Source organism: Abyssisolibacter fermentans (assembly GCF_001559865.1).
GTDB classification, from domain to species: domain Bacteria; phylum Bacillota; class Clostridia; order Tissierellales; family MCWD3; genus Abyssisolibacter; species Abyssisolibacter fermentans.
Window position 1 is genome coordinate 88480 of record NZ_LOHE01000045.1, and the last position, 22111, is coordinate 110590.

The following is a 22111-nucleotide window of genomic DNA, read 5'->3' on the forward strand; positions in this document are numbered from 1 at the left end:
AATTATAATCAAATTTGTTATAAGGATAAGACCAAGAAAGTATAAAATCGTGTATTTTTCAACGGTTTAAAACATTAAAGAGTCACTGGCTATTTAGGAGAATGAAATAGATATGTAACACTAGTAATATATTTTTAATATTAGGATAGATAAATGAATATTAACAGACTAATTCAAAATAAAAACTTAAAATATGATAAAATATAGAATAAAGAATTAAACAATTAAGTTTAATGGTAAGGCATTAAGGAGTTATGTAAATGAAGATTAATTTAAATGACAACCAAAAGTTAGCTGTTTCACATAATGAAGGTCCAATGATTGTTTTTGCAGGACCAGGTTCAGGTAAAACGATGGTTATTACATATAGAGTTGTTAATTTGATAAGTAAATATAATATTAGACCTGAAAATATACTGGTTATTACATTTACTAAATCAGCAGCTATAGAAATGAAAGATAGGTATGATAAAATAACGAAGGATAAAAATAACAAAATTACATTTGGAACTTTCCACTCAATTTTTTTCCGTATATTAAAAAGTTATTATAACTTAAGTATTAATCAGATTCTTATGGAAGATAAGAAAAGAGATATTATAAAGATAATAATCAAAAAATTGCAAATAGAATGTGAAGATGAAAATGAATTTATAGGAGAAATAGTTCATGAGATGTCTTTTATGAAATCTGAATTAGCTCATCAAAATACGTATGATGTTAGTATTTGTCCCAATGAGGAATTTCATAAAATTTTAGACATGTATGAAGAGTACAAGCAAACTAACAAGCTTATAGATTTTGATGATATGTTAGTAAAATGCTATGAATTGTTAAATAAGAATAAACAGGTACTGAGTTATTGGCAAAACAAATATAAATATATATTGATTGATGAATTTCAAGACATAAATAGAGCTCAATACGAGATTATAAAGATGTTAGCTAAACCTAATAATAATCTATTTATAGTAGGAGATGATGATCAATCAATATACCAATTCAGAGGTGCTAGACCAGAATTTCTTTTGAATTTTCCTAAAGAATATAAAAATGCTCAGAGGATAGTATTAAATAAAAACTATCGTTCTACAAAGAACATAGTTGATGTCAGCAAGTGTGTTATAAAGAACAATAAAAATAGATATATTAAAAACATGATTACAGATAATATAGAAGGAAGAGAACCTACTATAATGGAAGTTGCTGATGTAGGAGAAGAAGCTAAGTTAATAGCTCAGAAGATAACTAGCTTAACTAAGAAGGAGGACATACCTTTATCAGATATAGCTATAATATATAGAACAAATATACAGTCAAGAGCTATTATAAATATGTTTTTAGACATGAATATTCCTTTTGTAGTTAGAGATAAAGCAGCGATTTTATATGATCATTGGATTGCAAGAGATATGATTGCGTATATGAAATTATCTCAAAATGTGATGAACAAGGAATGTCTTATCAGGATAATCAACAAACCAAAGAGATATATTAAAAAAGTTGATATTGAATCAGCTAAGAATTCAGATAACATGTGGACAAGTCTTTACAAACAATACATTGATAAAGAATGGATGCTTGACAGGTTAGAAAATTTACAATATCAATTACAAATTATTAGAAATAAACGACCTTATGAGATTATAGAATATATAAGAAATACAATTGGATATGAAGAATATCTGATTAGTTATGCTGAATATAGAAAAATGAACGCATCGGGTTTAATGGAGATTTTAGATGAGATTGGTGAAAGCACAAAGAATTATAATACAATAGATGAATGGTTTAATCATATAGATGAATATAGACAGATGATGAAAGAAAACGATAAATATAACAAAGTGAATAATAATTCAGTAACATTGACAACAATGCACAGTTCAAAGGGATTAGAATTCAAGTTTGTTTGGATTATTAGTGTAGTAGAAGATTTGATTCCTCATAAAAAAGCAGATATAGAAGAGGAAAGAAGGCTTTTTTATGTCAGTATGACAAGAGCTAAGGAAATTTTGTATATATCTAATATTAAAAATAGATTTGGTAAAAAAACAGAACCTTCAAGATTTTTAAGAGAGCTTTATAAGCATTATGTGAAAAATTTAAATGAAGGTAAAAACATTGAACATATTAAATTTGGAATGGGTAAGATAGTGAGTATTGATGAATCTTTTATATATGCTAAATTTGATAGCAAAGGAGAAGTAAAACTGGATACTAAGTTTTGTGTAGAGAATAATTTGATTAAATTAATAGACAAATAATAGATGTAATAATATAACTATACTGATTATTCCTATAAGTAATTTTAAGACATTCTTATTTTATAAGTAAGGAGTATGATATATATGAAAAAGAAATATATTATGGCATTAGACCAAGGTACTACAAGTTCAAGGGCTATTTTGTTTAATAATGATGGTGAAATAGTTGATATTGCTCAAAAAGAATTCACCCAAATTTATCCTAAGGGAGGTTGGGTAGAGCATAATCCTATAGAAATCTGGAATACACAGCTTGAAGTTGCAAAAGAAGTTCTTAAAAAAGCAAATGTTACTGCAAATGAAGTAGCCGCTATAGGAATAACTAATCAAAGAGAGACCACTGTAATATGGGATAAAGTCACTGGTAAACCTGTATATAATGCAATAGTTTGGCAGTGTAGAAGAACAGCAGCTATATGTGACGGTTTAAAGAAAGGTAATCTAAAAGAATATATTCCTCAAAATACAGGACTAGTTATTGATGCATATTTTTCAGGAACGAAAGTTAAATGGATATTAGATAATATTATAGGAGTTAGGCAGCGAGCCGAAAAAGGAGAACTACTATTCGGAACAATAGATACATGGCTTATATGGAATTTAACAAAAGGAAAAGTACATGTAACTGACTATTCAAATGCATCAAGAACTATGTTATATAATATCAAAGAATTAGAATGGGACAAGAAAATACTTGAAGAATTAGATATACCAGAGTCTATGCTGCCAGAGGTTAGGCCTTCGAGTGAAGTTTATGGTTATACAGATAAATCAATTTTTGATGGTACAGTAATACCAATAGCAGGAGTAGCTGGAGATCAACAAGCAGCATTATTTGGCCAGACTTGCTTTAAAGAAGGTATGGCAAAAAATACTTATGGGACGGGTTGTTTTTTGTTAATGAATACTGGAGAAAATATGATACTGTCCAACAATGGTTTATTAACTACTATAGCTTGGGGTATTGATGGCAAAGTAGAATATGCACTCGAAGGCAGTGTTTTCATGGGTGGAGCATCTGTTCAGTGGCTTAGAGATGAAATGAAACTAATAGATAGTGCTTCAGATAGTGAGTATTATGCGTCAAAAGTAATTGATTCAAACGGTGTTTATTTAGTACCAGCTTTTGTAGGGCTAGGAGCTCCGTATTGGGATATGTACGCTAGAGGAACAATAGTTGGATTAACTAGAGGTTCAAACAAAAACCATATAATCAGAGCTACGCTTGAGTCAATTGCATATCAAACCAGAGATGTTTTGGAGGCAATGCAGGAGGATTCAGGTATAAACCTAAAATCTTTAAAGGTTGATGGTGGAGCAGTTGCTAACAACTTCTTAATGCAGTTCCAAGCGGACATACTGGGAGTGAAAGTAGATAGACCTGAAATTACAGAGACAACAGCATTAGGAGCGGCATATTTAGCAGGTTTAGCAGTTGGATTTTTTAATAGCAGAGATGAGATATCAAACAAATGGAAAACAGATAAAGTTTTTGATTATAATATGGAAGATAAGGAAAGAGAAAAACTGTACTCTGGTTGGAAAAGGGCTGTAAGCAGAGCAAAAGGTTGGATAGAAAACTAAAACAAATAGGCGTAAGCCTTTTTGTTTTAGTTAATAAACATTTGTTATAGTAAGCAGAAATAATAAATGTTAAAATAGAAAAGAATATATAAGCAAACATAAAAATACATTTTAAAAAGTACGATATTGATTTAGAATAAATATATTCAGAACTTGAAGGGAGAATATGTTATATGGGACGCACACTAGTATTAGCTGAAAAACCCTCAGTTGGTAGAGAAATTGCTAGGGTTTTAGGATGTAATAAAAAACATGCAAGTTATATAGAAGGAAGCAAGTATATTGTTACTTGGGCTTTAGGGCATCTAGTTACTTTAGCTCAGCCTGAGATTTATAATAAAAAATATATGTCATGGAATTTAGAGGATTTACCTATGCTTCCACAGACACTAAAATTAGTTGTTATCAAAAAGAGTGCAAAGCAATTTAATGAAGTTAAAAAGCAGATGTTAAGAAATGATGTTAGTGAAATAATTATTGCAACGGATGCAGGGCGAGAAGGAGAGCTTGTTGCTAGATGGATTATACAAAAAGCTCATGTAAAAAAGCCTATAAAACGCTTATGGGTTTCATCTGTAACAGACAAAGCAATAAGAGACGGCTTTAAGAACTTAAAAAGCGGAAATGATTATATTGGACTATATAATGCAGCAGCTGCAAGGGCAGAGGCTGATTGGATAGTAGGAATAAATGCAACTAGAGCTTTGACATGTAAGCACAATGCACAGCTTTCTTGTGGTAGAGTTCAAACACCTACCTTAGCTATGATTGCTCAAAGAGAAGAAGAAATAAAGAATTTTAAACCTAAAGAATACTATACAATAACCGCTTTGTCTAATAACATAAAATTTACATGGAAAGATAAGAAGACTAATGAAAGTAGAATTTTTAATTATACAAAAGTAGAAAACATTATTAAAAATACTAAGGATGAAGTAATCAAAATAGTTGATGTGAAAAAGAAGTCAAAAAAAATATATTCACCAAAGCTATATGACTTAACTGAGCTTCAAAGAGATGCAAACAAGATGTTTGGATTTTCAGCTAAAGAAACACTATCTATTATGCAGAGACTTTATGAAAGACATAAAATTTTGACATATCCTAGAACGGATTCGAGATATTTAACCAAAGATATAGTAGGAACACTAAAAGAGAGATTGAAGGCTTGTAGCGTTGGTAACCATGCATCAACAGGAGCAAAGCTTTTGAAAAAGAATATTATAGCTAGTAAAAACTTTGTAGATGATTCTAAAGTATCTGACCATCATGCTATTATACCAACTGAAGAACCTGTTTTACTGAGCTCATTAGATTTCAAAGAAAGAAAAATTTATGACTTAGTAGTCAAAAGGTTTATGTCAGTATTATATACACCTTATGAAGCGGAAGAGTATAGTATTAAAGCCAAAATAAATGATGAAAATTTTACAACTAAATATGAAAAAACAATAAATAAAGGTTGGAGAGAAATTTACGGAGATTTAGATAATAAAGAATTGCTAAATACACAATTTATAAGGATTAAGACGGGTGACAATTTAAACCTATCTAATGTTTCATATAAAAAAGATAATACAAAACCACCTGCGCCACTTAATGAGGCTTCACTGCTTTCAGCTATGGAAAATCCAGCTAAATATATGTCGGATGAAAAGAAAGATTTAATTAAAACTATAGGAGAAGCTGGCGGTATAGGCACAGTTGCTACTAGAGCTGATATCATAGAAAAATTATTTACGACTAAATTACTAGAAAAAAAGGGTAAAGATATATTTACAACTGCAAAAGGTAGACAGCTGCTTAAACTAGTACCAGAGGATTTAAAATCTCCAGCTATGACAGCTAAATGGGAAAGAAAATTAAATAATATATCTAAAGGTAAATTAAATAGGATAGAATTTATCAATGAAATGAGAAAATACACTGAAGATATAGTAGGGGAGATTAAGGATAGTAAAGAAAAATTTAAACATAGTAATGTTACAAGAAGCAAATGTCCAAATTGTGGCAAGCCATTATTAGAAATAAACAATAAAAAAGGCAAGATGCTAGTTTGTCAGGATAGAGCATGTGGTTACAAGAAGGTTTTAGCAAGACTTAGTAATGCTAGGTGTCCAGAATGTCATAAAAAGATGGAACTCTGGGGTGAAGGAGAAGCTCAAATATTTGTATGTTCATGCGGACATAGAGAAAAATTGTCTACATTTAAAGAGAGGAAAAAACAGAAGAAAAATCAAGCTTCTAAAAAAGATGTTACGGCATATATGAAAAAACAGAAAAAAAGTGACGATAATTTTAATTCAGCACTTGCTGATGCATTAGGTGCATTGAAAGATAAATTTTAAACATATATAGGGCATAATTGTTTACGTAACAATAAATAATCCTGTTTAAAACGGTTGTTAATTTTAAGAAAACAGTACTATCAAAGCAAACAATATTTGATGTGCTGTTTTTTTAGTTTTCAGTTTCTTATATGTAAGTCTACTATAAGAGTATCAGTAAAGAGATTTCAAATAAAATATTTACTAAAATACAAAAATTTTATATAATAATAAGAAAATAGACATATAGTAAAAATATTAATTTACGACACAAAAATAAATATAATAAATATTTTTTGATTATATTAATGAAGATCTTTGTCAACCAGGTAAAATTATTTTTTTCAATCTAAAACAAGCTTACAACAGGAAAACCATTAATAAAATAATATTTTATAAAGCTGGTTTAGATATGAATTTAATAGTAATTAGGATATATGAGGAATTATTAAAATAGACTCTTAAAAAAGATTGTGTATCAACATAAAGCTGCATACGAGTATTGACATAAAACCCAATAGATTATAAAATTGACATATATTAATAACGAATTATTATATGTAAAGGAGGCGAATGAATGAAAAAGTATAATGCACCTAAAGCTAAAAGAATAAGCTTACCAGCAGCATTAGCAGCAGAAGCGTGTCCATATTAATATTTTAATAGATAAGCAATTGCTTATCTATTATTTAAAAACAATTTAATTAAGAGTGGGTTAATGAATTGATATTATAGATATTAAGCAAAGATAACTCAATTGATAAAAGAGAAATTCTATAAATATTAGATTTTGAAAAGGATGACTAATTTTTTTAGCATGGTCTTTAATAGTAGGTAGCCTTAATAAGTAATTCTAAAGGAATGGCAAATACAGTTATAATTCAAATCAAATTCAAGAAATAATATTTTGAAGAAAAGCTTAGTGAAAAAAGTTAATAACTAATGCTGAGAAACATAGATTTTTTGAATCCATCAATAATGGACAAGCTGGGGGGATATAAAAATGAAAACGGGTATATTTAAGCGAAATATAGTATATAGAGTTAGGACGATAAATAAAAAAAATGTTTTATTTGGAGATAATCAATGTTTTGAATTAAATGAGCTGGCTTTATTAATTTGGGATAACTTAGATGGAGAAAATAGCATTGATGACTTAATAAATATGATAGCAGAGGAATATGACGCTGATAAAAGTGATATTAAGAAAGATATTGAAGAGTTTATAAATGAAATGGTGGAAAACAATGTAATTTTAGAGTGTGAATAATTATGAAGAATAATTATGTAATGAGATTAAATGAAAATTTGTTATGGTTAAGCATACTAGTTTTAGGCATTTTATCTTACCTTAAAAATACAAAGTATGTAGTAATTCTTATATTTTGGGTAGTTATAATCATATCAGTTGGGAATGCAAAAAGGGTTTATTCAAAAAAATATATTATAACATCAACAGTTATAAGAAGAAGTTTATATGTAATACCATTTTTATTACCTATCATAATAGATTTTGAAGTCAGTATTAAAACGAAAAACTTAGTTTATTGGTGTATAGCGGGTATGGTAGTTGGTATAATGTTTATTTTACCTAAGTTAAATGAATGGAGATTAGTTCTTTCAAAGGATATGATAGAATTTACTTCAAAAAAAAATAGAGTAGATTATATTACACAAATATATATGCTATTGGGAGCTGCGATTGGAGAAGAAATATTCTTCAGGAACTTTATAATTGGATATATTGATAACTCTTCATATGTATTTTTAGTGATATTAAGCTGTAGTATGTTTTTTTTAAATCATTTTGGAGTTAAATGGAATAATCATTTTAAAAAACAAGATTATATAATTCAAATAGTATTTGGTAGTGCAAGTGCTGTTCTTTTTATATTATCAAAATCAGTACTACCTAGCATAATTGCACATAGCGTTTTTAATGCACCTTTGATGCTACTAGCATTAAAGAGTTGTTTTTATCACTATAACAAAAACAAATTATTTGAAAATCAAAATGCTAAATAAGTTTTATAGAAATAGGAGTCTTAAAGAGTAATAAGATTTATTGGAAAGTAGGTGAAAGACTTTGGCTAGTGAATTAGCTATTGATAGCGCGATTAAAGAATCAGCTATGGATAAAGTAATAAGTGTAAAAGATCTTACCAGAGAATACAAATCCACCCAAGGGTGGTTAAAGAAAAAAAAGGTCACGGTAAATGCTCTTAAAGGTATTTCTTTTGAAGTTTCAAAGGGTGAAATATTTGGTTTATTAGGTCCTAATGGAGCTGGTAAAACTACAACAATTAAGATACTTACTACATTGTTAGCTCCAACATCTGGAGAGAGTAAGGTTTTAGGATATGATACTTTTGGTCAAGAAAGTAAAATTAGAAAGCATATTAATTTTATATTTGGCGGAGAGCTTGGCGTGTACAAAAGATTGTCTGCAAGAGATAATTTAGTGTATTTTTCAAATTTGTATAAAATTGATAGAAGGACTAGAGAAAATAGGATAGATGAACTGTTAAAGTTAGTTGGACTTTATAATAAAGCAGATTTAAAAGTTGAAACATATTCAAAAGGAATGATTCAGAGGCTACAAATAGCTAGAGGTCTAGTCAATGATCCTGAGATAATTTTTTTGGATGAACCAACAATTGGATTAGATCCAATAGGAGCTAGAGAACTAAGAGAAATAATAAAAAAACTTTCACAATTGGGTAAGACTATTTTATTAACAACTCATTATATGCACGAAGCTGACGAGCTTTGCAATAGAATTGCTATAATAAATGATGGTGAAATTATTGCTCTAGAAACACCCGAAAACCTTAAAAAAAGTAATTGTGATACAGCTATACTTGAAATATCTGTATTAGGAATTTATGATAAAGAAATCAAAGAAATTAAAAAGATACAAGAAGTAAAAACTGTAGCAATAAAAAAGCAGGATCAATTTCAAATGCTTCAAATTCATTTTGATAATTTAGCTAATATTACTCAAGAAGTACTTGAAATATTAGTTAATAATAAAGTAATTTCCATTAATGAAAGAAAGCCTACTTTAGAAGATGTTTATGTAAGATTGGTAGGTGGGAATGTGTGATAAATATTATAACAACAACTATTAAAGATACATGTAAGTTACAAATGAAACAATCATTATCAAGACCTACCTATAGATTTTGTCTGATTTTTCAGCCGATAGTTTATTCAATAATTACTTATATGATGTTTAAGAGATCAGGACAAGATAATTTTGTTTCATTTGTAGTACTAGGAACAGGGATTTTAACTTTATGGAGCTGTATTTGTTTTTCATCAGCTGGTGACATACAGAGGGAAAGATTCATGGGAACACTTCAAGTTATTTATGCTACACCAACGAATTTTAAAATAATAATGTTTGGTAAAATATTAGGTAATACAATATTGAGTTTAGTACCGTTTGGTATATCTTTTGTTGTGGTCAAACTAATTTTCAATGGTGATATTTATATAGAAGTACCAAGTGCTTTTATAATATCAGCTATACTAACAATATTATCATTTGTAAGTATTTCATTACTTTTTTCTGCCATTTTCACATTATCAAGAAGTTCGAGAATATTAATGAATTGTTTAGAATATCCAATATTTATTTTGTGCGGAGTTCTATTTCCTATTGACATTTTACCTAAATGGACTATGCTTTTTAGTTATATGTTATCTCCAACGTGGGCAGTAAGAATATTAAGAATGAGCTTAGAAGGAATACATAATAGAACTTTATTTTGCGAATATTTAATTATATTGATATTAATAACCATAGCATACTTGATAGCATCGTATTTTCTATATAATTTAATAGACAAAAAAACAAGAATAAATGGCACATTGGGGGTAAGCTAGGTATGATTAAAGAAAGTATATATAGGTTTTTTGATCAAGCATGGTTATCTTTTAAATCAACTTTTGGGTGGATAGAACCGAAAACATATTTTTTTGTAAAAATATTAAATCCAATATTTCAGCTAATATTCTTTTGTTTGTTAGCTAAATATTGTTATAATACAGATGATCTAACACATTGGGTAATAGGTAATTCATTTTTACTTTGTATATATAATTCAGTTTTTGGTGTAGGTGCAGTTTTTATGTTTGAAAGATTTATGGGAACGTTAAAGATGATTATTGCATCTCCAGAAAACAAATTTATAGCATTTTTTCAAAGAGGATTTGTCCATATAATCGATTCTTTGGTTACAGTATCAATTGGATTAATCATAGGATCTTTGTTGTTTAATGTGAGTTTTGAAAATATTAATATGTATTTGTTCATTATGATTACAATTATAGCGATGTTTTCAGCTGTTAGCTTTGGCTTATTTATAGGAAGCTTTGGACTAGTGACTAGTCAAATGAATCTAATTATGAACATATGTGCTATGCTGTTGATGGCGTTTAGTGGTGTTAATTTTCCGGTAGAGGCATTACCTAATATAGTGCAGAAATTCTCATATTGTTTACCTATAACGAGAAGCTTAAAAGCAGCAGATTTAATAATGGCAGGAGGTAATTTATCAGCTATAGATAGATTGGTTGTTGAAGAAATATTGATAGGCATAATATACATTATAATAGGGTATTTGTTTATGAAAATAACTGAAAAAATTGCAAAAAAAAGAGCTACCTTGGATTATTATTAAACTAATACTAATTATAGATGTTGTGCTTATTACAAATTAATTTTAAAAGGTGATTCAATGAAGAATGTAGAAAAGGAATTAAAATATCAATTATCAAAAGAAGATTTTATTATTTTTAAAAAGTTTTTAATTGAGAATGAATATTTGAAATTAAATTCATTTACACAAATAAATTATTATATAGATACAGAAGAACTTATCTTCAAAGAAAGAGATATTACCATACGTATTAGAAAAATATTAGCAGATATAAATAAATATGAATTCACTATAAAAATTCCTATAAATAAAAATTATGGTGAAAACTATAAAATAAAAAACGAATATAATATAATTCTAGATGAAGAAATAGCTATAAATTTAATAAATAGAGATAATTTTAAAGATTATGAAAGACTTTTCACAGATATATTGAAAGAAATTGAATTTAAAATTGATTTAAATAAATTAAAAGTTATTGGGCAATTAAATACAAAAAGAGAATTATATATAATAGATAAGAACTACGAGGCTATTAATATTGATATAAGTTCATATTTAGATGAAGAAGATTATGAAATAGAATGGGAAACAGAAAAAATTGATGGAGCTGAGAGAATTATTACAGATATTTTTAAGAAAATTTCGATAGTACCAAACAGCAATTGTATATCTAAAAATACACGATTTTTTGATAAATATACTAGCTTATAGTGTTGAAAAAGAAATTCGATGATTAGAAGAGAATAATTTAAATGAAAAAGAAAAATATTTTATATAATAAGAAAGTTTTTGTGTTGAAGCTATACAAGACATTTTTTTACTCTAAGATGCATATATTTTTCTGATTATAGATAGATGAAAAAATATAGGTATCAATATCGTGGTCAAAAAAATCATGTAGCTTCTAAAGAACTTATTGGTTGAAATAATCATTATAGAAGTTGTTTATGGGTTGATTAGGGTAGATATTATTAGAAAACATATATGAATAACTAATATTAGTACCTGCATTAGCTGCTTTTGTTATATATAGGGTTTAACATTCAGCTATTTACATGACATTTACCAATAATAAAAATTACTAAATGAACTGAGGTGTTATATGTGCCATATGCATATAAAAATGGCTATAGAGAAGGGGTTGTTTTTGTATTTTTAAAAAGTAACAATATGGTGTTAATTGAAAATAGACATGTAGAAGACAATAAACATGAAGTTTTTTTCACAAGCGGTTCTATAGAAGATAAAGATTATAAAAGTAAATCAGATTACAAGATTACAGCAATGCTTAGAGAAGTAGGTGAAGAGTTTGAGAATAATGTAAATGTAAAAAAATATGTTTATCTTGATGAAATGAAAGTTGATGAGATAAATGTTATATTTTATATTTATTTAATTACTGAGTGGGATGGAAATATGCCAGAGTATACTGTTGAAAGAGAAAAGAAATTTGCAGATTTAAAGTGGATTTATTTAAATGAAAAAGAAAAATATTTTAAATTTGAAAGTGCTTTTAAAATATGTAGTAGGATTGAAAAATATTTAGAGAAGTAATTCATTAAAATTATGACCACTAAGATTATAACAAATCTTAGTGGTCATAATTAATTTTCTTCATAATGTGATATATCACCCTGCAATATAAATCTTCTGTCATTACCATTTACTTCTAATATATTTAAACAAGTAGGGTGCATGTATGCACCTGTCCACAAATCTTTTAATTCTTTTTTTTCATAATAAGTGATTATAGCTTTTAAAGTTACTGTATGAGTAACAACTAATATATTTTTTCCTTCATATTCTTTAATAATATTTTCTATTTCCATGCTCGCTCTAGTTAAAACTTCACCAAACGTTTCACCACCATGAGGCTTGTACAAATGTGGAGAATGCCAAAAATTGTGTTTTTCCTCAGGGTATTGTTTTTCTATGTCTTCATTCAACATGCCTTGCCATTTACCCATGTTTATTTCTCTAAAATTATCATTAGGAATCAATTCAATATTTCTATTTCCTCTAATAAACTCTGCTGTTCTAAGTGTTCGATTGCTTGAGCTGGATATAATAATATCTATTTTTTCATCTTTTAATTTATTACCAAGCCACTTAGCTTGTTGTTCTCCTAGTGCTGTAAGGTTTGAATCTTTATGACCTTGTAATCTACCTTCTATGTTCCACATTGTTTGACCATGTCTTGTTAAAAATATTTTTGCCATGATTTTACCCTTCACTCCATTCGAATATTTAAAGATACATTAATGTGTAAATTTTATATGTCTTAATGCATATTGTCAAGTAAATACATAATATTGTATATACATCATAATAACGACTTTGCTATTAATAAAATTTTACAAAAAAGAAAAAAATCTGTTGAATATTTTAAAGATAATATATAATTAGAATGAAGGTATTATTAGTTAAATGACTTATTTGTATTTTAATGCCTTAATCTAAAGTTAAGTAAAGTATTACAATACTTTGCATAAGATATGGAGGGTTTTTATGTATTTATTTGTTATATCCTTTGATGGACTATCAACATTAGATTTTGATTACATATCATCTCTGAAAAATTTTAATAGTATTATTAGTAATTCATCTTATTGTAAAAAAGTTTATAGTGTCTATCCTACTTTAACATATCCAGCGCATACTACTATTGTTACTGGGAAATACCCTAAAAATCATGGCATTGTAAATAATACACAGTTTCAACCTAATAGACAATCACCAGATTGGTACTGGCATAGAAAGCACATTAAATGCGAAACTTTTTATGATTTAGCTATAAAAGATGGTAAAAAAGTAGCTGCTCTGCTTTGGCCGGTTACTGCTAAATCCAAAATTCAATATAATGTACCCGAAATTTTTGCAAATAGACGTTGGCAAAATCAAATAATGGTTTCTATATTAAATGGCAGCGTTAACTATCAGTATAAGTTAAATAGATTGTTTGGACATTTAAGGAAAGGAATTAAACAACCATATTTAGATAATTTTACTCATCAATCTCTTTTATATACAATTAAGAATATACGACCAGATATAACACTTGTGCATTATACTGATTTAGATTCTATGAGACATTATAATGGTTTTGATTCAGTTCAGGCAAAAGATGCACTAAATAGACACGACAAACGATTAGGTGAAATAATTAGTACCTTAAAAGAATGTGGTATATATGAAGAAAGCACGTTAATTTTATTAGGAGATCATAGTAGTTTAGATGAAAGTAAGATTATTAATATGAACGTTTACTTAGAAGAAAAAGGATTTATAGATGTTGATGAAACAGGAAGAATTATAAGCTATGAGGCTATATCAAAAAACTGTGATGGTTCAACATATATTTATGTAAAGAATAATAATGATGAAGAATTAATAAATAAGCTAAAAATAGCATTAAAGAATTTTAATGAAAAATATGAATGCTTAGATGCTATATATACAAAAAACGAAGCATCAGAATTTGGGGCTGATTCTCAATGTGCTTTTATGTTAGAAGCAAAGAAGGATTATTATTTTTTAGACAATTTAACTGGAGAAATAATAGAAGAAATCAATTTAGAAGATGTTGGACAAGTACCACATTTAACAAAAGCTACTCATGGTTATTCTCCTTTTAAAGATGATTATACCACTGTGTTTATAGCACATGGTAAAGGCATCAAAAAAGGTGAAGTTATAGATGAAATGAGATTAATTGACGAAGGACCTACTATTGCAAGATTATTAGGATATGAATTAAAAAATGTTGATGGGAAAGTCATTACAGAATTATTAATTTAATTAAATTAAAGGGAGGAATTTATGTTTAAATTAAATGAAGTGGAAAAAAGTTGGGCTTTTTATGATTGGGCAAATTCAGCTTATACAATGACAGTTACATCTACTATAATGCCACTATATTTTAAATCGACCTTCATAAATAGTGGAGGAAGTGCAGCACTATCAACTGCTTATTGGGGTTATGCTAATTCAATAGCTACTCTCATAATTGCACTATTAGCTCCTATATTGGGAACAATAGCAGATTATAGGGGTTTCAAGAAAAAATTCTTTACTGTCTTTTTTGTATTAGGATTTATAATGACAAGTACATTAGCATTTATTCCTGAAAGCTACTGGTCAATATTGCTCGGGTGTTATATATTAACTGCATTAGGTTTTTCTGGAGCAAATATATTTTATGATGCATTTTTAGTAGATGTAACAACAAAAGATAGGATGGATAAGGTATCAACCTATGGATATGCCATTGGATATATAGGAAGCACTATTCCTTTCATTATATGTATGGCGATTGTTATATTAGCTCAGATTAATAAAATTCCTGTTTCAGTTGCAGTAGCATGTAAAATTTCATTCATATTAACAGCAATTTGGTGGGGAATTTTTACTATTCCAATGTTTAAAAGAGTTAAACAGGTACATGGAATAGATAAAGAGACACATATAATAAGAAATAGCTTTGTAAGATTATACAAGACTTTTAAAAATATAAAAAAGCATAAAAAATTGTTTATGTTTTTATTAGCTTATTTTTTCTATATTGATGGAGTTTCTACAATTATTAAAATGGCAACTTCATATGGAGCAGATTTAGGCGTAAGTTCATCAAATTTACTTATTATTTTATTAGTAACTCAATTTGTAGCCTTTCCTTCAGCAATTTTATACGGGAAGCTTGCAGAAAAATTTAAAGCTTTGACTATGTTATATGTTGGAATAATAATATATACAATTATATGTATTTATGCTTATTTCTTAAATAGTACATTAGATTTTTGGATTCTTGCAATGCTAGTTGGTAGTTCTCAAGGTGGAGTTCAAGCTTTGAGTCGTTCATATTTTGCCAAGATAGTTCCTAAAAATAATGCAAATGAATTCTTTGGATTTTACAACATATTTGGAAAATTTGCAGCTATCATGGGTCCAGCATTGTTAGGTTTTATAACTCAAATGACTGGTAAAACGAACTATGGCGTGTTTAGCATCATCTTATTATTTATAATTGGAGGAATATTACTAAGAAGAGTACCGAAAGAAGTATAATCCCACATTATTATAGAGAACCCAAATCTACGATTTTGAGTAGGGAACTAAAATCTTGATTTTATGTGAGTCGCTTACTCCTATGAATATAATGAATAGGAGAATCTTTATAAGGTGCTTCTGATTATAAGAAGTTCATTAAATTTTAGGCATACCAACTTGGTATGCCTACAGAGATTAATTACAAAAGTATAATATATATAGTGTTTACCTATTGAATATGCTATAATCATGAAAGTATCAAATATAGGTTGAAAGGATCATCAAAATGTCTAGAAAAACATTATATGTATTATTGACTTGCGTTGTTATACTATGGGGTACTTCTTTTGCAGTTACTAAGATTGGGATAAAGAGTGCAGGAGCTATAGAGTTTTTATGTATGAGACTTTTCTTTAGTTCTTGTATTTTTTGTTTGATTTTAATATTTTTACCCAAACAAAAAACAAAAATAGATATAAAAGATGTACCATATTTGATTTATTTAGCATTTATTGGGGTAGGAGGTTATTTTATTGTTCAATATAGTGCGTTAAAATTAACTACAAGTGTAAATGCTTCACTAATACTTGCTACAGCACCAATATTTATAGTGATATATTCAGTATTTGCTTATAAAGAAAGATTAAGCGTTAATAAAATTTTAGGTATTTCATTATGTTTTGTCGGCGTTATATTTATAATAAGCAAAGGTCAAATGAATGTTATTTCATTTAGCAAAACTATAAAAGGTGATATAATCATGTTATTAAATGCAATTATGTTGGCAGGATTCTCTTTAGGAGCAAAGAGAATTTTAAATAAATATGATTCCTTTGTAGCTATTGCATATATACATATTTTAGGATTTATTATAGTTTTATTATTTGCAATTATTCCTAATAAACTAGTAGTACATTCTATGCTTAAAGATTTTTCTTATATAAATAGTAAAAATATTTTGTCTGCATTATATTTGGGAATTACTTGTAGTGTTTTTGGATATGCTGTGTGGTATAAAGCTATAAAAGAAATAGGTGCAACAAGAACTTCTGTTTTTAATTACATCAACCCACTGGTAGCATCATTAACTTCTTTCATTTTATTTGATGAAGGTATCAATGTATTTACTGTTGTAGGAGGGGTTTGTATTATTTTAGGTGTCACTTTAATTAATACTAAATTTACTAAAAAAATCACAGCAGAATAATAAATTCTGCTGTTTTTAGTAGAGAGACTAAAGCTATCATTCATATGATTTTTAGGATATATAAATAATGTAATAAGTTCAGCAAAAGGAATTGCAAGTCAGAAACTTTTTAGGAACAAAAATTATGGTAGTAATAATATACCTAATATAATAAAATTAAAAGAAATAAAGGCAATGATTTTCTCATTATTAATTGCAAAAAATCAGAAAATAATATATTAAAACCACATATAATAAATGACTATAAGAACAACATCATTATCTATTTTTATACCATTTCAGCACAATACCAAAACTTGGAAATTGCTAATATTTATACAAATAAAGGATTTAAAAGAATAATATCTAATTGTTAATAAAGTAAAGTAGTAGCCATATAAACAAATATATAAAATATCAGATGCTTTACAAAATTTAATTAATAGATAGTTTTTCTAATTCTGTAGAAGATGAGTTTTTGACGGAAATACAAATACGTGTTAAAGAAAGAAAATAATATTACCTGTTATAAAACAAAGGAAGGTACAATTATGGATATTTATGAAGTTTTAAAGATATATTTTGGATATGAAGAATTTAGAGATGGTCAGAAGGAAGTTATAGAGGCGATAATAAACGGTAGAGATGTTTTAGGTATTATGCCAACTGGTGGAGGTAAATCCTTGTGCTATCAATTACCAGCAATTATAAACAATGGCGTAACTATTGTTATTTCTCCACTTATAGCTCTTATGAAAGATCAAGTGGACTCATTAAAAGAAATTGGTATAGAAGCTACTTATATTAATAGTACCTTGGCTTCAGATGAAATATTAGATAGACTAATGGATGTAAGACGAGGAAGATATAAAATAATATACGTTGCACCTGAGAGATTGAACACAAAGTATTTTAAAAGTATAGTTCAAAATGTTAGTGTTGAATTAATAGCTGTTGATGAAGCGCATTGTATAAGTCAATGGGGACATGATTTTAGACCAAGTTATTTAGAAATACCTAAATTCATACAAAGTTTCAACAAAAGACCTGTAGTAGGTGCTTATACAGCTACTGCAACTAAAGCTATAATAAAAGAAATTAAAGAACTGATAGGATTACAAAACCCAGTTGAATTAATTACAAGTTTTGATAGACCAAATTTAATGTATAAGGTTATAAAAGCTAGTAACAAATTTCAATATCTAAAAAACTATTTGAATAATAATTTCGTTGATAATTCAGGAATTATCTATTGCTCTACAAGAAAATCTGTAGAATCTGTTGCAAAAAAACTGAGAGAAAGAGGAATGGCAGTAACTTTATATCATGGTGGAATGGAAGCTGAATCAAGAAGAATAAATCAAGAGGAATTTACTTTTAATAGAGCAAGAATAATTGTAGCAACCAATGCATTTGGTATGGGAATAGATAAGCCAGATGTGAGATTTGTTATACATTATAATATGCCACAAAACATGGAAGCTTATTATCAAGAAGCTGGGAGAGCTGGTAGAGACGGAGAAATGAGTGAATGTATATTAATGTATTCACCATCAGACGTTGTCAAACAAAAGCTTTTAATAAACAATGATAATTTAACACTCAAAAGGCAAGAAATACTACTAAAAAATCTACAATATTTAATAGATTATTGTCATACTAATAATTGTCTACGTGCTAGTATATTAAGATATTTTAATGAAGAACCAAAATTTGAAAAATGTAATAATTGTGGTAATTGTTTAGATAATAGTGAAATGGTTGATATTACCTTAGAAGCACAAAAAATTCTTTCTTGTATATACAGAGCTAGAGAGAGATTTGGTGTAAATGTTATTATCAATATATTAAGAGGATCAAAGAATAAAAAGATTTTAGAAATGGGATTAGACAGGCTTTCAACGTATGGTATAATGGATGATTACAGTACTTATGCTTTAAGAGAAATGATAATGACACTAATATCTAAAGGCTTTATTAATATAACTACAGATAAGTTTCCCATTCTTAAGCTTACAGCTACATCATTAGATGTATTAAAAGGGATAACTACCGTTGAACACAAAAAATATTTGCTAAAAGAGCAAACCCAAGAAAAGAAAGCTATAAATAAACTGCAGTATGAAGAATATGATGAAGAGTTATTTAATAAGCTTCGAGAAATAAGAGCTGATATATCAAAAGAGAAAAATGTACCTGCATTTATTATATTTCATGATGTTTCATTAAAAGAAATGGCAACAGTTTATCCTCAAAATAGAGATGAGTTTCTGGATATAAATGGAGTAGGAATAAAAAAATATGAAGCTTATGGTGATATTTTTATTGAAGTAATAAAAGGATATAAACAAAAAGAATAAATGGAATAAATTACAATTATAGATGTGTTTTTTATTGGTTAAAATAGACAATAGAATAAATTTATAAGCCAATAAAGGAGAGATAATTATGAAAGCTTTTGTAGATAAAAACACATGTATAGGCTGTGGAATATGTCCAGATGTGTGTCCAGAGGTGTTTGAAATGGACGCTGATGGAAAAGCTGTAGCCTCTGATAGCGAAGTACCAGATGATATACTAGATAATGCCAAAGATGCAGAAGACCAATGTCCAGTTGATGCAATATCAGTAAGGTAGTTTATAGTTTATATTATATTTAATATATACTCAGCATGTTTAAAATGTGCTGAGTATTATTTGCATATAGCAAAACATAAGACCTTTCTATAATAAATTAGTTGTAAAAAAATGGCGTATTGACAATTAATATAGCGTATTATAATATGTCATATGATTATTGTGACTAATTTGATAAAAGTGGGTGAAAACGATAAGAAATCATAACAATACTCCATTATTTGATGCATTAAAAAACTATAATAAAAGAAATGTTATTCCCTTTGATGTTCCAGGACATAAGCATGGGAATGGCATTCCAGAATTTGCAGAATATATAGGGAAGAAAGCCTTAGAAATAGATGTAAACTCCATGAAATGTTTGGATAATATAAGTAACCCAATAAGTGTAATAAAAGATGCAGAAGAATTGATGGCAGATGCATATTGTTCAGATTATGCATTTTTCTTAGTAAATGGGACATCATTTGGTGTTCAAGCTATGGTAATGACTGTCTGCAAACCTGGAGATAAAATTATAATGCCTAGAAATGCGCATAAATCAGCTATAAATAGTTTAATAATAAGTGGGGCTATTCCAATATACGTTCAACCAGAGATTAATGATGAACTAGGTATTGCCATGGGAGTAACAGTGGAAAATATTAAGAAGTCTATAATGGAAAATCCAGATGCAAAGGCAGTATTTTTAATTAATCCAACATATTATGGTGCTGTGTCAAAGATGAAAGAAATTATTGAGGTAGCACATAAAAATGGTTTAGCAGTTTTAGTAGACGAAGCTCATGGAGCACATTTTAGATATCACGACGAACTTCCAAAAACAGGTATAGAGTTAGGCGCAGACATGGCAGCAGTCAGCTTGCATAAAACAGGCGGATCATTGACCCAAAGTTCAGTATTGTTACTAAACGAAGGGTTAATAGATAAAAATACAGTTAAAACTGCTTTAAATTTGTTACAAACGACCAGTGCTTCATATCTTTTAATGTCAAGTTTGGATGTTGCAAGGAAAATGTTGGTTACAAAGGGTCAAGAAATATTATCTAGAGTATTAAAGTACACAAGAGCAGCACGACAAGAAATCAACAATATAAATGGACTATATGCTTTTGGTAAAGAATTAGTAGGCTATCCAGGAGTTTATAATTTTGACGAAACTAAGCTAGGAGTCTGTGTAAGAAATCTGGGAATTACAGGATTTAAAGCTTATGACATTTTAAGAGATAAATATAACATTCAAGTAGAACTTGGTGATGTATTTAATATACTTGCTATTATAAGTGTTGGAGATACTGAGGAGTCTATCAAATTACTTGTAGATGCTTTGAGAGATATGAGTTTTAAATATAGAAGTAGTGAGATGAAACTTGATAAAGTAGCGTTAAAAAATCCAGAAGTTATAATTTCTCCTAGAGATGCTTTTTATGCCAAAAAAAGAGTAATAAAGCTAGAAGATGCACAGGGAGAAATAAGTGGAGAATCTATAATGGCATATCCTCCAGGTATACCAATAGTTGCACCGGGGGAAAGGATAAATAAACAAATAATAGAATACATCAAATTTCTAAAAAATCAACATAGTATGCTTAGAGATACAGAAGATCCTTATGTAGATAATATTAAAGTCTTAGGAATATAAGAATGCTTGGTTAAAGTTTTAGAATAATAAGAGAAAGGCTAATTTTTAGAAAAAGTCTATCTCTTTTTTTGTGCGTATAAATTTATGATAATTCCAAATAATACATGTTGAATATTACGGTGAATTGTAGTATTTTATTACTAGTAAAACTTACTATATATAAATAATAAGTTTATGAATATTAAACATATGGAAGTATTATTAAAAATATGTTCGAATAATTATAGATAAAAGAAATAATATATGGTAGAGCAGAAGGGAGAATAGAGCGATGAAGATTGAACAATTGGGAAGACATATTTTAGTAGAATTGTATAATTGCGATAAAGAGATTTTGAATGATAATAATTTAATTGAAAAATATATGAATGAAGCCGCTGAAGTAGCAAATGCTACTATTGTGACTAGTTGTTTTCACATCTTCAATCCATGGGGAGTAAGTGGAGCAGTTATTATTCAAGAATCTCATTTGACAATTCATACATGGCCAGAGTATGGATATGCGTCAGTAGATTTATTTACCTGTGGAGATTCAGTAAATCCATGGAAAGCTTTTGATTATCTTAAAACAAAGCTTAAAGCTGAAAAAGAGGAAGCTACAGAAGTTGCAAGAGGACTTTCTGATAGAATACAGTATTATGCAACTCAAAATTTAGGTGAAATAAAGTTTAAACCTGATGCAAAGTAAGGGAATATAGCACTAAGAAAATGATTTATCTGATGAAATTATCAGTATCATTCAAAATTTGAGT

General features: G+C 28.1%; 18 protein-coding genes. 17 read left to right on the forward strand and 1 reads right to left on the reverse strand.

The window, feature by feature from the left end; translation table 11 throughout:
- Positions 1 to 260: 260 nt before the first annotated feature.
- The 10 genes from AYC61_RS07335 to AYC61_RS07380 all read left to right on the forward strand — a co-directional run bounded on the left by AYC61_RS07335 (position 261) and on the right by AYC61_RS07380 (position 12402).
- On the forward strand, positions 261 to 2267 hold the full coding sequence (locus tag AYC61_RS07335; RefSeq protein WP_066498880.1) for an ATP-dependent helicase: 2007 nt from the start codon (positions 261 to 263) through the stop codon (positions 2265 to 2267).
- Between the two features lie 84 nt (positions 2268 to 2351).
- The gene (gene glpK / locus AYC61_RS07340) at positions 2352 to 3851 is read left to right on the forward strand and encodes a glycerol kinase GlpK (protein WP_066498883.1); all 1500 of its coding nucleotides are present in this window, start codon (positions 2352 to 2354) and stop codon (positions 3849 to 3851) included.
- Positions 3852 to 4024: 173 nt separating this feature from the next.
- A complete protein-coding gene (locus tag AYC61_RS07345) occupies positions 4025 to 6199 on the forward strand; it encodes a DNA topoisomerase III (RefSeq protein ID WP_066498885.1) in 2175 nt (724 codons plus the stop codon).
- 982 nt (positions 6200 to 7181) lie between these two features.
- On the forward strand, positions 7182 to 7448 hold the full coding sequence (locus AYC61_RS07350) for a PqqD family protein (protein WP_066498887.1): 267 nt from the start codon (positions 7182 to 7184) through the stop codon (positions 7446 to 7448).
- A 2-nt stretch (positions 7449 to 7450) separates the two neighbouring features.
- Complete coding sequence (locus tag AYC61_RS07355) at positions 7451 to 8203, forward strand: CPBP family intramembrane glutamic endopeptidase (protein ID WP_066498898.1); 753 nt, start codon at positions 7451 to 7453, stop codon at positions 8201 to 8203.
- Between the two features lie 61 nt (positions 8204 to 8264).
- Complete coding sequence (locus tag AYC61_RS07360) at positions 8265 to 9284, forward strand: ABC transporter ATP-binding protein (RefSeq protein WP_242866762.1); 1020 nt, start codon at positions 8265 to 8267, stop codon at positions 9282 to 9284.
- On the forward strand, positions 9281 to 10069 hold the full coding sequence (locus AYC61_RS07365) for an ABC transporter permease (protein ID WP_066498900.1): 789 nt from the start codon (positions 9281 to 9283) through the stop codon (positions 10067 to 10069). The genes AYC61_RS07360 and AYC61_RS07365 overlap by 4 nt, the downstream gene beginning before the upstream one ends.
- Before the next feature lie 2 nt (positions 10070 to 10071).
- Positions 10072 to 10866, forward strand: a complete 795-nt coding sequence (locus AYC61_RS07370) for an ABC transporter permease (protein ID WP_066498903.1) — start codon at positions 10072 to 10074, stop codon at positions 10864 to 10866.
- Between the two features lie 57 nt (positions 10867 to 10923).
- On the forward strand, positions 10924 to 11559 hold the full coding sequence (locus AYC61_RS07375) for a CYTH domain-containing protein (RefSeq protein ID WP_066498904.1): 636 nt from the start codon (positions 10924 to 10926) through the stop codon (positions 11557 to 11559).
- A gap of 393 nt (positions 11560 to 11952) precedes the next feature.
- Positions 11953 to 12402: a hypothetical protein gene (locus AYC61_RS07380; RefSeq protein ID WP_066498907.1), complete on the forward strand. Its 450-nt coding sequence runs from the start codon at positions 11953 to 11955 to the stop codon at positions 12400 to 12402.
- A 50-nt stretch (positions 12403 to 12452) separates the two neighbouring features.
- Here AYC61_RS07380 and AYC61_RS07385 read toward each other — a convergent pair whose 3' ends face one another.
- A complete protein-coding gene (locus AYC61_RS07385; RefSeq protein WP_066498909.1) occupies positions 12453 to 13067 on the reverse strand; it encodes a histidine phosphatase family protein in 615 nt (204 codons plus the stop codon).
- Positions 13068 to 13356: 289 nt separating this feature from the next.
- Between AYC61_RS07385 and AYC61_RS07390 the strand changes: the two genes are divergently transcribed.
- The 7 genes from AYC61_RS07390 (at position 13357) to speD (ending at position 22047) form a co-directional block, all read left to right on the forward strand.
- The gene (locus tag AYC61_RS07390; RefSeq protein WP_066498911.1) at positions 13357 to 14646 is read left to right on the forward strand and encodes an alkaline phosphatase family protein; all 1290 of its coding nucleotides are present in this window, start codon (positions 13357 to 13359) and stop codon (positions 14644 to 14646) included.
- Between the two features lie 21 nt (positions 14647 to 14667).
- Positions 14668 to 15912 (forward strand): MFS transporter, encoded by a 1245-nt coding sequence (locus AYC61_RS07395; protein WP_066498914.1) that lies wholly within the window; start codon positions 14668 to 14670, stop codon positions 15910 to 15912.
- A 268-nt stretch (positions 15913 to 16180) separates the two neighbouring features.
- Positions 16181 to 17101, forward strand: a complete 921-nt coding sequence (locus AYC61_RS07400; RefSeq protein WP_066498916.1) for a DMT family transporter — start codon at positions 16181 to 16183, stop codon at positions 17099 to 17101.
- A gap of 530 nt (positions 17102 to 17631) precedes the next feature.
- Complete coding sequence (gene recQ / locus AYC61_RS07405; protein WP_066498920.1) at positions 17632 to 19440, forward strand: DNA helicase RecQ; 1809 nt, start codon at positions 17632 to 17634, stop codon at positions 19438 to 19440.
- Between the two features lie 88 nt (positions 19441 to 19528).
- Complete coding sequence (locus tag AYC61_RS07410; RefSeq protein ID WP_066498922.1) at positions 19529 to 19717, forward strand: ferredoxin; 189 nt, start codon at positions 19529 to 19531, stop codon at positions 19715 to 19717.
- 184 nt (positions 19718 to 19901) lie between these two features.
- A complete protein-coding gene (locus AYC61_RS07415; protein ID WP_156456379.1) occupies positions 19902 to 21359 on the forward strand; it encodes an aminotransferase class I/II-fold pyridoxal phosphate-dependent enzyme in 1458 nt (485 codons plus the stop codon).
- Positions 21360 to 21636: 277 nt separating this feature from the next.
- Positions 21637 to 22047 carry an adenosylmethionine decarboxylase gene (speD, locus tag AYC61_RS07420; protein WP_202906811.1) on the forward strand — a complete coding sequence of 137 codons (411 nt, stop codon included), beginning with the start codon at positions 21637 to 21639 and terminating at the stop codon, positions 22045 to 22047.
- Positions 22048 to 22111 lie beyond the last annotated feature (64 nt).